The following is a 12799-nucleotide window of genomic DNA, read 5'->3' on the forward strand; positions in this document are numbered from 1 at the left end:
TCCCCCGTGAAGTCATTTTGTCGTGATTCTGTCTGAACAATAAGTCTTCACTGTGACAGGGTAAAGGTCATCGCTTGAGTAATATTGCCGCTTCTTTCGCAAAATAGGTCAAAATGCCATCGGCGCCCGCACGCTTGAACGACAGCAGAGACTCCAGGATCACCGCTTCGCGGCTCAGCCAGCCATTTTCAAAGGCAGCGCAGTGCATGGCGTATTCGCCGCTGACTTGATACGCATAGGTCGGCACAGCCAGTTCATCTTTTACGCGGCGGATCACGTCGAGATAGGGCATGCCGGGTTTGACCATGATCATGTCGGCGCCCTCGGCGAGATCTAAGGCGCATTCATGTAAGGCTTCGTCGCTGTTACCGGGGTCCATCTGGTAGCTGTATTTGTTACCACTGCCGAGATTGCCTGAAGAACCCACTGCGTCGCGGAACGGGCCGTAATAGCTCGATGCATATTTGGCCGCATAGCTGAGGATGCAGGTGTTCACATGGCCGGCCTGTTCCAGCACCTCGCGAATCGCGCCAATGCGACCATCCATCATGTCGGACGGGGCGACAACATCGGCGCCCGCATCGGCCTGTGCGAGGGCCTGCTTGCAGAGCACGTCTTTGGTGACGTCGTTCAGTACATAGCCCTTGTCATCGATGATGCCGTCCTGCCCGTGGGTGGTGTAGGGATCGAGAGCCACATCGGTAATAACGCCAATCTCCGGGGCGGCGTCTTTAATGGCCTTGATCGCGCGCTGTGCCAGACCGTCTGGGTTGTAGGCTTCTTCTGCCATCAGCGATTTCCCGTTGTCGCCGACAACGGGGAACAGGGCGATGGCGGGGATGCCAAGCTCGGCGAGTTCTTTTGCTTCTTTCGCCAGCAGGTCGATGCTCAGGCGCTCGACGCCGGGCATGGAGGCAACCTTTTCCCTGGTGTTCTCTCCTTCATGAACAAACATCGGATAGATCAGGTCATTGACGCTGAGGCTGTTCTCGCGGCTGAGACGGCGACTGAAGTCGTTGGCGCGCAGGCGCCGCATGCGTGTGCCGGGGAAGGGGCCGCGGTGAAGTGAAATGCTCATGTTTTTGAATCCTGTGCGAATGTCTGATCAGTCGAGGTTGGCGAAAACCTGCTCGGCTACATCCAGGGTCTGCTGGATATCGGCTTCCGTGTGCGCGGCTGACAGGAAGCCGGCTTCGTAAGAGGCCGGGGCAAGATACACGCCGCCATCGAGCATACCGTGGAAGAAGCGATTGAAGCGCTCGGTATTGCAGGCCATTACCTGTTGATAATTGGTGATTTTCGCTTCGTCCGTAAAGAAGATGCCGAACATGGTGCCCACATGATTGCTGCTGAGCGGAATATTGGCGGCGGCAGCCCGCTCGTGCAGACCGTCAATCAGTTGTTGAGTGCGGGCAAAGGGTTGCTCGTAAAAGCCGGGTTGAGAAATTGCGTCGATCATTGCCAGGCCCGCTGCCATCGCCGCCGGGTTTCCCGACAGTGTGCCGGCTTGATAGACCGGACCGCTGGGCGCCAGCTGTTCCATAATATCCCGGCGACCGCCAAAGGCGGCGACCGGCATGCCTCCGCCAATGACTTTGCCCAGACAGGTAATGTCGGCAGTCACGCCATAGTGGCCTTGTGCTCCGGTCAGGCCGAGGCGGAAGCCGGTCATGACCTCGTCAATAATCAGGACACTTTGGTAGTCGTCGCAGCACTGGCGCAGGCATTCGAGGAAGCCTGGGAGCGGCGGGACGCAGTTCATGTTGCCCGCGACGGGCTCAACAATGACACAGGCCACCTCGTTACCGAACTGTTCGAAGGCCGCTTTTACACCGTCAATGTCGTTATAGCTGAGTGTGACGGTATGTTCCGCCAGTGCGGCAGGCACGCCGGGGGAGCTGGGCACGCCGAAAGTCAGAGCACCGGAGCCAGCTTTGATTAGCAGGGAGTCTGAGTGGCCGTGGTAGCAGCCCTCGAACTTGATGATTTTGTCTCGACCTGTCGCGCCCCGGGCGAGGCGAATCGCACTCATCGTGGCTTCGGTACCGGAGTTGACCATGCGTACCATGTCCATACCGGGCACGATATCGCAGAGTTTGTCGGCTAGCCGGGTTTCGATCTCCGTCGGAGCGCCAAAACTCAGCCCTTTCTTAATCTGCTCGGTTACTGCGTTCACCACTGGAGCATAGGCGTGTCCCAGCAGCATAGGGCCCCAGGACAGCACATAGTCGATGTAGCGCTTGCCGTCGACATCGAAAATATAGGCGCCTTCCGCGCGATCAATAAACCGGGGGGTACCGCCGACGGCTTTGAAGGCGCGAACCGGGCTGTTTACCCCGCCTGGAATGTGCTGCTGGGCCGCCTGGAAAAGCGTGTCGTTTAACGAGGTTTGAGTCGTTGACATGAGAACTCCTAAATCTGTCTGTCGCCTATTATCTCGGCATTGGCGCCGACAGGCCATCCCGTTGTCAGCGGTTTTGGCGCAGGCGCTTAAAATAGTCTCTGGCTGCCGCGTTGACCCGTGGCGCGAGCGCAAGCGTAGAGATCATGGTTGGAAAGGCCATGACGGCATATACGCCGATTAAAAAAGCATTGATTACGTTCAGCGACGCCAGGCTGCCAACCACGATAAGGCTGATATAAAAGATCGTGTAGTAGCGCTGCTTGTCACTGCCGAATAGAAAATCTGCACATTTGGCGCCGTAGAACCAGAAAGATACCATCGTACTGAAACTCAGTAATGCCACCATTATAAGGAGCAGCCCTTGACCGGTACTTGGGAAGAGCGTCGCCATCGCGGCAGCGGTCATATTGACCCCGGTAATGCCCTCTGCCTGCTGCCATACCCCGGTCAATAGAATCAGCAGTGCCGTGCAGGTGCAGACCAGTAAGGTGTCAATGAGCGGGCCAACCATCGCAACGAGCCCCTCCCGAACAGGTTCATGGGTTTTCGCTTCGCCATGTGCCATCGATTCTGTGCCGATGCCCGCCTCGTTGGAGAAGGCGCCGCGCCTGACGCCGATCATGATCATGCTTCCGAGTGTGCCTCCGGCGATGGCGTTGCCGGAAAACGCATCGGATAAAATAAGTGCGAATATTCCGGGCAGTCGGTCAGCGTGTTCAGCAATGGCGATAACCGTGACCCCCAAGTAGAGAGCGACCATGCTGGGGACAAGGCGAACGGTGAGTGCGCCTATGCGGGTTATTTTGCCCGCGACGACGAGTGCAACCAGCACAGCGAGCACGACGCTGCTGGTGAGCCGCAGGAATGTGGACTGTTGAACGCTGAGGGGATTGCCTGCGGTGATAGCTGTTTCCAGCAGGCTGAGTAGCTGGTTGGCTTGAAATAGCGGCAGTGTTCCCAACATGCCGGCTATCGCAAATATCACTGCCAGTGGTTGCCACTTTCTCCCGAGGCCCTCGCGGATAACGTACATGGGGCCGCCCCGCAGCAAGCCATTGTCGTCTCGGCCTCGGAACATCACGGCCAATGATGCAGTGTAGAATTTGGTTGAGACGCCGACAATTGCTGTTACCCACATCCAGAAAATGGCGCCGGGGCCACCGGTGCTGATAGCAATCGCAACGCCTGCGATATTGCCCAGGCCCAGTGTGCCGGATAAGGCGGTCGATAGCGCTTGCGCGTGGTTGATTTGGCCGGGTGCTTGAGGGTCGTCATACCTGCCGCGAAGAATCGCGATGGCATGCGGTAAAAACCGGAAACATTGCAGCCGTGAGTAAAGGGTCAGAAACAGTCCGCCGCCCACCAGCAAGAGCAGCATCGGTGTTCCCCACATTGTGTTGGCAAATTGATTCGCCAGATTCTCAATGGCCGTCATGGTAAATGCCTTTGACCGCAGAATGGGGAGCGTGATTAACGATAGGGCTTGCCTCTTTGTGGTTTTGGTCGAATGTAAGAGTTCAGAAAGGTTTGACGACTGCCAGGATAACGACGCCTACCAGAACGAGCACGGGAGCTTCGTTAAACCAGCGATAGAAGACGTGCCCCCGGGTGTTTGCGTCGTTGGCAAATTGCTTGACCATGCGAAGGCATATCACGTGGTACACAATCAGCGCTGCGATAAGGCTCATCTTGGCATGGAACCAACCGGCGGATAGGTAATAGTCGGGATTCAATGTGAATAGCCAGCCGCCGAGCAGAACGGTGGCAATAGCGGAGGGCGTTGCGATACCTCTGGCGAGTTTACGCTCCATGATTTTGAAGCGTTCTCTGCTTGCGGTGTCTTCAGACATCGCGTGATAGACGAACAGTCGAGGAAGATAGAACAGGGCGGCGAACCAGCAAACGACGGCAATGATGTGAAAAGCCTTGAGCCAGAGCATGGGTGAGGTACTTCCGTTAAGCCAGGTGTATTGGGTAGACGCGAGGGTTTAGCATACAATAGTTGGCATCTAACTGGGATGGCCCAGTACATCATGTACGTCGGGCCACCGTCTTCAGACTCCTCGATTCTTCTCGGGCTTTGCCGTTATGAAATACCGCCACACTGGATCAATGCGCCGCCGCTTGCGCCTGTGGTGGCTGTTGAATCGCCGACATACCCGCCGCCAATTAGGGACCCTGGAGGATTGGAAAACCCGAGCGGTATTTTGGTTGGGTGCGCTGACTGTCGGTCTGGTTATTCAGGGTTTTGCCTGGCTGTCGGAAGAGAGTTTCAGTCTATTTGAACACGCACATCAGCAATATCCCTATGCCTTTTTGGTGATCACCCCGCTCGGCATGATGGCCATTGTCTGGTTGATGAACCGCATGGGCAAGGCATCTAGGGGCAGCGGTATTCCGCAGGTGCTGTTGGTCCACAAGCAGAGTTATCACTGGTTGCGCGGTCCATTTTTGTCTTTGCCGGTAGCCACATTGAAGGTGCTGCTTACTTGCGCAGCGCTGCTTGTTGGCGCGACGGTGGGGCGGGAGGGGCCGAGTGTTCATGTCGGAGCGGCGTTGATGTACCGCTTTGGGTGCTGGGCGCGACTCAAGCAAAAGCAAATTGAAAGCAGCTTGATTGTTGCGGGAGGGGCGGCGGGGGTGTCGGCAGCTTTTAATGCGCCGTTGGCCGGGATCGTCTTTGCCATTGAAGAGCTGCAACAGTCCATGGAGGCGCGGACCACCGGCACGCTGATTATGGCAATTATCCTGTCGGGGATCGTGGTGCTGATGTTTGCTGGCCACTACAGCTACTTTGGCGTACCCGATATTACGGCGCTGCCGCTTCAGGATTATCCGTTTATTATCGTGGTCAGTCTGATCTGCGGTTTGTTGGGTGGCTTGTTCAGTTTCTTCCTAGTGGAGGGCAGTCGGGCAGTCGGGCCGCTGGTGCTGAAGCAGCCTCTGGTCGTCGCCATGGTGATTGGCTTGTTGCTGGCGGTGATGGGGCTGCTCTCAGATGGCGCGACCATGGGCAGCGGTTATGTCGAGGCAAAAGCCCTGTTGGCTATGGAGGCAGAAGGCAGTTGGTGGACCGCATTCGGTCGCGTTATTGCCACCATGATCACGTATTTCAGTGGTATTCCCGGTGGTATTTTTTCGCCAAGCCTGGCGGCAGGCGCCGAGTTTGGGGCGTCGATGAGTTCGCTGTTTCCCTCTGTGCCGCCGGTATCTCTAATTCTGGTGGGGATGGCCAGTTATTTTGCCGGTGTGGTACAGAGGCCTATCACCGCATTTGTTATCGTGCTGGAGTTAACCGGGAACAATCACGATATACTACCGGTACTGATGGTGAGTGCGTTGGCGGCGACAGTGGTTTCCAAATTGGTGATGCCCGAGCCGGTCTATCATGTGCTGGCGAAAGACCTGGTGCGAAGCTGGGAACATCTGTTGAAAGAGAAGCGCAATGACAGCGAGGACGCTGACTCATTGCCCACAAACAAGTCATAGGAGGTCGCGTGGTAAAGGTAGGAATTGTAGGCGGAACAGGCTACACAGGCGCTGAGTTGCTTCGCTTGATCGCAGGGCACCCCGATGCGGAAGTGGCGATGATCACCTCCCGTGCCGAGGATGGTGTCGCGGTCGATGAACTGTTTCCCAGCCTGCGTGGTGTGTGCGACCTGCGTTTTTCCGTGCCTGATGTGACGGCTCTCTCCAGTTGTGATGTGGTGTTCTTCGCCACGCCCCACAATGTTGCTATGAAGCTGGTGCCCGAGTTGCTGGCGGCCGGCACGCGGGTGATAGACCTGTCTGCCGATTTTCGAATTCGCGACGCGGCGCTGTGGTCCAAGTGGTACAACGAAGAGCATCTTTGCCCGGAATTGCTGGACGAAGCCGTTTACGGACTGCCAGAAACCAATGCCGAGGCGATCAAATCGGCGCGCCTTATCGCCTGCCCTGGCTGCTATCCGACAGCGGTAGAGCTGGGTTTTCTTCCGCTGCTGGAGCAGAAGCTGGTGGACAGTCAGCGGCTGATCGCGAGTGCCGCGTCCGGTGTGAGTGGGGCGGGCCGTCAGGCCAAGGTCGATAACCTCTTCGCTGAAATGGATGGCAGCTTTAAAGCCTACAGTGTTTCCGGTCATCGCCATTTACCCGAGATTGAGCAGGAGCTGTCGATTGCGGCGAATGAGGCGGTAAACCTGACATTTACTCCCCACCTGCTGCCGCAGGTCCGCGGTATCCACGCGACGTTGTTCTCCGAACAGCTCGACCCGAATGTCGGTCTGGATGAATTGCAATTCCTGTTTGAAAAACGCTACGCCGACGCGCCTTTTGTCGATGTCATGCCGCTGGGAAGCCTGCCACAAACGCGCACGGTGCGCGGCGGTAACACCTGTCGTATTGCACTGCACCGCCCGCAGAACCGCAACACAGTCGTGGTGCTGTCGGTGATTGATAACCTGGTGAAAGGTGCTTCCGGTCAGGCTATTCAGTGCATGAATTTGATGTTCGGTCTGCCGGAGACAGCGGGGCTGGGCAGTATTTCGCTCCTGCCCTGAGGTGAGGGCTGCCTGACAATTCTTGACTGTTTTACTAGGATAAGAGGATAATTGTCGGGCACGCATCGTGCGAAGGTAAGAGGTGAAACATGTCAGCAGTTGAAGAATTTACGCCGTCGGTACTGCAGTTAACCGACAGGGCCGTGGCCAAAGTCCGGCACCTGATGGAAGACGAAGCCAATGACGAGCTGAAGCTTCGCGTGTTTGTCACCGGTGGTGGCTGCTCCGGCTTTCAGTATGGCTTCACCTTTGACGAGTTGGCTGATGAAGACGATACGCTGGTAGAAAAAGACGGTGTCGTTGTGCTGGTTGACCCGCTCAGCTATCAGTATATTGAGGGCGCCCAGCTCGACTATACCGAGGGGCTGGAAGGTTCGCGCTTTGTTGTCAGCAATCCCAATGCGACAACCACCTGTGGCTGCGGTTCGTCTTTCGCTGTGTAAACGTCAAAAAATTGCGCTGGATCAGTATTTTCTCTATTGGTTCGGCGCGTGCTGCGATTTCCTGACTTAAATCAATCTCCCTGCACTTCCCGTCCGCTGTAATGGTTTCCACACAATTTCATGCGTGGAGACGTCAAAATGAAAAAACTCAGTGTAGCGATGTCACTAGCGGCAGCCGTTGCTGCCCCCTCGGTATTCGCAGATAGCTTGGGTTATAAGCCTGGACAATGGGTGGTGCGTGCTGGTGCGACACAGGTCGAGCCGCGCGAAGACAGTGATGATATTAAGCTGAATGGCAGTGTGCTGATGCTGGGGGGCGGTTTGTTGACGCCAGGGCAAAGTTCGTCCGTTGGTATTAATAGCGATACTCAGCTCGGCTTAACGGTTGAGTATATGCTTACTGAAAACTGGGGTGTGGAACTGTTGGCTGCTAAGCCCTTCGAGCATACCGCATCGGGCAAAGGTTACATCCAAGGCTTGGATGTTGCCGACTTCAAACACCTTCCTCCCACGCTGAGCGCGGTCTATCACTTCTCGTCATTGGGCGCTCTTCAGCCATATGTTGGCGCGGGGATTAACTACACCTTCATTTACGATGAAGAGTTGACCCCCGAGGCGGAAGCGACATTTGCCAGCCTTGGGCTGAATAACGGCAAAATGAAACTGGATGACTCGATTGGTGTTGCCCTTCAGGCGGGGGTGGACTACCACGTGGATGAGCACTGGTTAGTCAATGCATCCGTACGTTGGATCGATATCGATACCGAAGCCAAAATTCAGTTCTCTAGTGGCGATAAGCTGACTACGGATATTGAGGTAGATCCCATGGTGTACACCCTGAGCGTAGGCTATAAATTCTAAGCTATACAAAGTGCTTAGGCGGGGTAGATTGCCCCCAATAGACGGGCGCCCCTGGCGCCCGTTACGCAGGGGACATTTCCGTGAATGCCATTCAGCGTTGCGTGGGCGAGCCATGCGAAGGCAGCGGCCTCAACCCAATTGGGATGTATGTCCAGCGTTGAGGTGTCTTCAACTCGGCTTCCCGGCATAAGTTCGGCGATTCGCTGTCTCAATGCCGTATTGTGGGCGCCGCCACCGCATAGATACAGTTCAGGCTCGGATAAATGCTCTTTACTGATGGCATCAACGAGAGTTACTGCTGTCAGTTCAAGCAGTGTGGCTTGAACATCTTCTTGGGGTATTTCCTCCAGCGCTGACAATTGCGCTTGGATCATTGCGAGGTTGTAGTCTTCTCTGCCCGTGCTTTTCGGTCCTGCTAGCTGGTAATAGGGGTTGTCGAGAAGGCCTTTCAGCAAGGCGTTGTTAACACGTCCTGTTGAGGCCCATTCGCCATCGCGATCGTAGTGCCGGTTTTTACAGTGTTGTATCCAGCTGTCCAGCAGAACATTGCCGGGGCCAGTGTCAAAGCCGCTGACGTCACCGCTTTTACGCAGTACGCTGATATTAGCCATGCCGCCAATGTTAGCGATCACTCGGTCACGCAATGCGTCGCCAAACGCCGCCTTGTGGAAAGCCGGGACCAGGGGGGCACCTTGGCCGCCGGCCGAGATATCGCGACGCCTGAAATCGGCAACGACATTGATACCGGTCATTTCCGCGAGGGTATTCGGGTCGCCAATCTGAAGTGTGAAGGTGTCGTCGAGTGCTTGCTTTGCGTTGCCTGGTCTGTGGCGAATCGTCTGGCCATGGCTGCCAATGGCGGCAATCGCAGAGGTCTCGATAGACTGCTCGTTAAGGAACTGGATAACCGCTTTGGCAAGTGTCTGGCCGAGTTGACGGTCAGCTCGCCCCATCCTTTCTATTTCGTCGTTGCCGGGCTGGCACAGCGCTAACAGATTGCTGCGCAATACTGGAGGAAAGGGGTAATCCTGTGCTGCCAGCAGTGTAATCTCGGGAGTGGTTTCTATCAGTGCGACATCAATAGCGTCGAGGCTGGTGCCGCACATCAGGCCAATATACTGAGAGGAGGGCACTAGCCTTCGCTGCCGTAGTTACGTTGTGCTGCGTAGGTGCGCAGTTGTAATTGCAGGCCGCTGATCTGGCTCAAGAAGTCTGGCATCGCTGCCTGGCTCACCTTGGTGGGCGGCGGGAGCTTGTCGACAATCGTTGCCGGGTTCCTGTGAACGCCGTTCATCAGAAACTCGTAATGCAAGTGTGGTCCCGTTGCGTAGCCGGTTGAGCCGACCCAGCCAATCGTTTCCCGCTGGCGAACACGCTCGCCTTTGGACACCGCGCGTTTGTGCAGGTGGAGGTACTTGGTTACGTAAGCTTCGCCATGCTTGATAAACACGTAGTTGCCGTTGGCCTTTGAATAGCCGGCTTCCTGTACGCGGCCGTCACCGGCGGCATAGACCGGTGTCCCGCGGGAGGCTGCGTAATCAATGCCTCGATGTGGGCGGACAGTTTTGAAAACCGGGTGCAGACGTTTTGGGTCAAAGCGTGAGCTGATACGGGTGAAATCCAGTGGTGCTCTCAGGAACGCCTTGCGCATGCTTTCTCCACGTTCGGAGAAGTAATCCACATCGCCTTCTTTATTGATGTAGCGATAGGCCTCAAACGAATCGCCCTGGTTAAAGTACTGTGCCGCAAGTATCTGGCCGCTGCCGAGGTGCTCGCCATTAAGGTAGAGCTCTTCGTAGATCACGATAAAATAATCGTTCTTGCGCACATCGTAGACGAAGTCCAGTACCCCGCCGAAGATGTTGGCCAGCTCCATAATGATGCTCTGGTTAACCCCGGCATCTTGCGCCGCTTTGTACAGTGAGCTGGTGATGGTAGCGCTGGCGACGCGCTGGCGCACTTCCGGAGTCTCGCTGACTTCGGTAGTCGTAAAGCCCGTCACGCCGCGTTCATAAACCAAGCTGTTCAGCTTGTCGATCTGCAGGCTCATGGCGCTGAGCTTGCCGTTGTCGTCAACCTGGAAGCCCAGCTTTTGGCCGGGGCGTATGGTGTTAAGCGCCTTGGTTTTTTTCGCGGTGCTGATCAGCTCATGCAGGTCCTGAGGTGTCAGCTTGGCCCGGCTGAAAATGCTGGATAGTGAATCGCCGGGGCGAACTTCCATTTCCAACCATTCCTGTTCAGGCTCTGTGAAAGCGTAGGTCTCTTCTGCTGGGGACTCGATAGCCGCGCGCGGTGTCAGGTCCAGATTGAGCGGGATGGCAGTGCGCTTGGCTTCGGCATTTTCCCCGGGAAGCATTAGCAATGAAACGCCCAGCGCAATCAGTGTTGAAGCGGCAATAGCGAGATGTCGACGCGGAAAGCGGACGCTGTCCTTCGGCTCGGCATGACGTTTTAGACTGCGGTTGAACATCTTGAATCCGGTTAATGTGACGCTGGCGAAATTTTGTGCATTATAACAAAGGCGCAAAGTGGCAAAAGTCGTATTTGCCGAAACTTCATGTAGATTCTAGCTTTTAGCGCCCGGTCTGTCAGCCGCGCCGCGTTTCCTTTTGATGGGGCTTGTTGTATCTTGCTCAGCCCTTGGCGGTCCCTGCCATGCGCGCCGAGCTGAATGTCGGTCGGCGATCTAAAGACAACTGTATATATAGAAGGTTCTGAAATGACGAGGCTCAATACCGGGTTACTGGCCGAACTGGAGGCGCGCGGACTCGTTGCGCAAATGACGGGCGAAAACAGCCTGTCAGACTACCTCTCCGAGGCGCCGCGTACTCTGTATTGTGGATTCGATCCCACCGCAGACAGTTTGCACATCGGTCATTTGGTGCCGTTGCTGGCCCTCAAGCGTTTTCAGGAAGCGGGCCACAAGCCGATTGCCTTGGTGGGCGGCGCGACAGGATTGATTGGTGATCCCAGCTTCAAAGCGCAGGAGCGTCAGTTGAATACGCCTGATGTAGTTGCAGGCTGGGTGGAGCGTCTCAAGTCGCAAATCTCCCGTTTCGTCGATTTTGAATCGGGTGATAACGCCGCCGAGATGGCCAATAATCTGGATTGGTTTGGCCCGATGACTGCGCTGGAGTTTCTGCGCGACGTGGGTAAGCACTTCTCCGTGAATAGTATGATCGCCAAGGAATCGGTGAAACAGCGGATTGATCGCGAAGGCTCCGGGATTTCATTTACAGAGTTCAGCTACTCCCTGCTTCAGGCGCTGGATTTCGCGGAGTTGAATAAACGTCACGGCTGTACCCTGCAACTGGGTGGTTCTGACCAGTGGGGCAATATTACGGCGGGTATCGATTTGGCCCGCCGTATGAACGGATCGGCAGTGCACGGTCTCACCATGCCATTGGTGACCAAGGCGGATGGCACGAAGTTCGGCAAAACGGAATCAGGAACCATTTGGCTGGATGCGGCCAAAACCTCCCCTTATGCCTTTTATCAGTTCTGGTTGGGCACGGCAGACGCCGATGTTTACAAATTCCTGCGTTACTTCACCTTCCTTGGCCTCGATCGTATTGCTGAGATAGAAGCGGAAGATGAGGCGGCGCAGGGGCGGCCGCAGGCGCAGCAGGTGCTGGCTGAAGAAATGACAGCGTTGATTCATGGTGACGACGGTTTGGCGGCTGCGAAGCGAATTACGGATGCGCTGTTCTCGGGGGAGTTGAATGAGCTGTCCGTCGATGATTTGGAGCAATTGCGTTTGGATGGCCTGCCATCGGCCGAGTTGGCGCGAGAAGAGTTGGCGGAGAAGCCGGTTACCCAGTTGCTTGCAGATGTGGGAATGGGTGCGGGCAAGCAGGTTAAAGATGCGTTGGGCCGAAACGCCGTATGGGTAAATGCACAGGCGGTGGGAATTGATCAGAATATGAGTGCGCCGGAGGTGTTCTCTAAAGCGTTTGCGATGGCTGGTAAGTACTATGTTGTCCGGCTGGGTAAGAAGAAGTATCAGCTTCTGGTGATTGTCTGAGCAGATTGCACGGTGTTTGATCAGTTTTTGTATGTTTTTCAGGCGTTTAAAGAAAATTTCAAAAAACTGTAAAAACACTGTTGACTCTCTTTGTCGGGTCTCTATAATGCGCCTCCTCGCTTGCAGAGACAGGCCTTCAGCCACCGGTTGAAGCGCTAAATATCCCGCAAGCGAGACGGCTAAAGCCGTTGAGAAAGTCTTCAGAAAACAGCCTGAAAAAACTTTCGAAAACAGCTTGCCAAGCAGGACGAAGTGTTTATAATACGCGTCCTCGCTTCGGGGGAAATCTGAAGCGCTATCAAAGCCCTGGCGGCTTTGAGTTGTTTAAAAAGATGAGATCAAGTAATTCGTGTGGGTGCTTGTTGACGGATATTGCGACATAAATATTCAGAGACAAGTGACTCGACAATTCAAATTTTGAATGAATCGATTAACACGTTTCTGAGCCGAGATTTTGAATGGTAAAGCAGGTTTTGCGTAACCATTCCATCATGCGCAAGCTGATGTAAAAGATTGAACTGAAGAGTTT

General features: G+C 55.3%; 11 protein-coding genes. 5 read left to right on the forward strand and 6 right to left on the reverse strand.

Going from position 1 to position 12799, the window contains the following annotated elements; all coding sequences use genetic code 11:
* Positions 1–67: 67 nt before the first annotated feature.
* The 4 genes from hemB to hemJ form a co-directional block, all read right to left on the reverse strand.
* On the reverse strand, positions 68–1078 hold the full coding sequence (gene hemB, locus G411_RS0111620) for a porphobilinogen synthase (protein ID WP_022959381.1): 1011 nt from the start codon (positions 1076–1078) through the stop codon (positions 68–70).
* A 27-nt stretch (positions 1079–1105) separates the two neighbouring features.
* Entirely contained in the window at positions 1106–2404 is a 1299-nt protein-coding gene (gene hemL, locus G411_RS0111625; RefSeq protein WP_022959382.1) for a glutamate-1-semialdehyde 2,1-aminomutase, read from the reverse strand.
* A 64-nt stretch (positions 2405–2468) separates the two neighbouring features.
* A complete protein-coding gene (locus G411_RS0111630; protein WP_022959383.1) occupies positions 2469–3839 on the reverse strand; it encodes an alanine/glycine:cation symporter family protein in 1371 nt (456 codons plus the stop codon).
* An 82-nt stretch (positions 3840–3921) separates the two neighbouring features.
* Positions 3922–4344, reverse strand: a complete 423-nt coding sequence (hemJ, locus tag G411_RS0111635; RefSeq protein ID WP_022959384.1) for a protoporphyrinogen oxidase HemJ — start codon at positions 4342–4344, stop codon at positions 3922–3924.
* A gap of 148 nt (positions 4345–4492) precedes the next feature.
* Here hemJ and G411_RS20270 point away from each other — a divergent pair, with 148 nt between their 5' ends.
* The 4 genes from G411_RS20270 to G411_RS0111655 all read left to right on the forward strand — a co-directional run bounded on the left by G411_RS20270 (position 4493) and on the right by G411_RS0111655 (position 8246).
* The gene (locus G411_RS20270) at positions 4493–5893 is read left to right on the forward strand and encodes a chloride channel protein (protein WP_245542378.1); all 1401 of its coding nucleotides are present in this window, start codon (positions 4493–4495) and stop codon (positions 5891–5893) included.
* An 8-nt stretch (positions 5894–5901) separates the two neighbouring features.
* A complete protein-coding gene (gene argC, locus G411_RS0111645; protein ID WP_022959386.1) occupies positions 5902–6942 on the forward strand; it encodes an N-acetyl-gamma-glutamyl-phosphate reductase in 1041 nt (346 codons plus the stop codon).
* 89 nt (positions 6943–7031) lie between these two features.
* On the forward strand, positions 7032–7385 hold the full coding sequence (gene erpA / locus G411_RS0111650; protein ID WP_022959387.1) for an iron-sulfur cluster insertion protein ErpA: 354 nt from the start codon (positions 7032–7034) through the stop codon (positions 7383–7385).
* 138 nt (positions 7386–7523) lie between these two features.
* Positions 7524–8246 carry an OmpW/AlkL family protein gene (locus G411_RS0111655; protein WP_022959388.1) on the forward strand — a complete coding sequence of 241 codons (723 nt, stop codon included), beginning with the start codon at positions 7524–7526 and terminating at the stop codon, positions 8244–8246.
* Between the two features lie 14 nt (positions 8247–8260).
* Here G411_RS0111655 and G411_RS0111660 read toward each other — a convergent pair whose 3' ends face one another.
* Together G411_RS0111660 and G411_RS0111665 are read right to left on the reverse strand one after the other, a co-directional pair.
* On the reverse strand, positions 8261–9379 hold the full coding sequence (locus G411_RS0111660) for an anhydro-N-acetylmuramic acid kinase (RefSeq protein ID WP_022959389.1): 1119 nt from the start codon (positions 9377–9379) through the stop codon (positions 8261–8263).
* Entirely contained in the window at positions 9379–10716 is a 1338-nt protein-coding gene (locus G411_RS0111665; RefSeq protein WP_022959390.1) for a peptidoglycan DD-metalloendopeptidase family protein, read from the reverse strand. Before G411_RS0111665 ends, G411_RS0111660 begins: the two co-directional genes overlap by 1 nt.
* Before the next feature lie 249 nt (positions 10717–10965).
* Between G411_RS0111665 and tyrS the strand changes: the two genes are divergently transcribed.
* Positions 10966–12270, forward strand: a complete 1305-nt coding sequence (gene tyrS / locus G411_RS0111670; RefSeq protein WP_022959391.1) for a tyrosine--tRNA ligase — start codon at positions 10966–10968, stop codon at positions 12268–12270.
* Positions 12271–12799 lie beyond the last annotated feature (529 nt).

The organism is Spongiibacter tropicus DSM 19543 (assembly GCF_000420325.1).
Classification (GTDB): Bacteria; Pseudomonadota; Gammaproteobacteria; order Pseudomonadales; family Spongiibacteraceae; genus Spongiibacter; species Spongiibacter tropicus.

Coding starts and splice junctions, on each gene's coding strand:
- hemB (WP_022959381.1), bottom strand. CDS start 1,078: ATGAGCATTTCACTTCACCGCGGCCCCTTCCCCGGCACACGCATGCGG.
- hemL (WP_022959382.1), bottom strand. CDS start 2,404: ATGTCAACGACTCAAACCTCGTTAAACGACACGCTTTTCCAGGCGGCC.
- G411_RS0111630 (WP_022959383.1), bottom strand. CDS start 3,839: ATGACGGCCATTGAGAATCTGGCGAATCAATTTGCCAACACAATGTGG.
- hemJ (WP_022959384.1), bottom strand. CDS start 4,344: ATGCTCTGGCTCAAGGCTTTTCACATCATTGCCGTCGTTTGCTGGTTC.
- G411_RS20270 (WP_245542378.1), top strand. CDS start 4,493: ATGAAATACCGCCACACTGGATCAATGCGCCGCCGCTTGCGCCTGTGG.
- erpA (WP_022959387.1), top strand. CDS start 7,032: ATGTCAGCAGTTGAAGAATTTACGCCGTCGGTACTGCAGTTAACCGAC.
- G411_RS0111655 (WP_022959388.1), top strand. CDS start 7,524: ATGAAAAAACTCAGTGTAGCGATGTCACTAGCGGCAGCCGTTGCTGCC.
- G411_RS0111665 (WP_022959390.1), bottom strand. CDS start 10,716: ATGTTCAACCGCAGTCTAAAACGTCATGCCGAGCCGAAGGACAGCGTC.
- tyrS (WP_022959391.1), top strand. CDS start 10,966: ATGACGAGGCTCAATACCGGGTTACTGGCCGAACTGGAGGCGCGCGGA.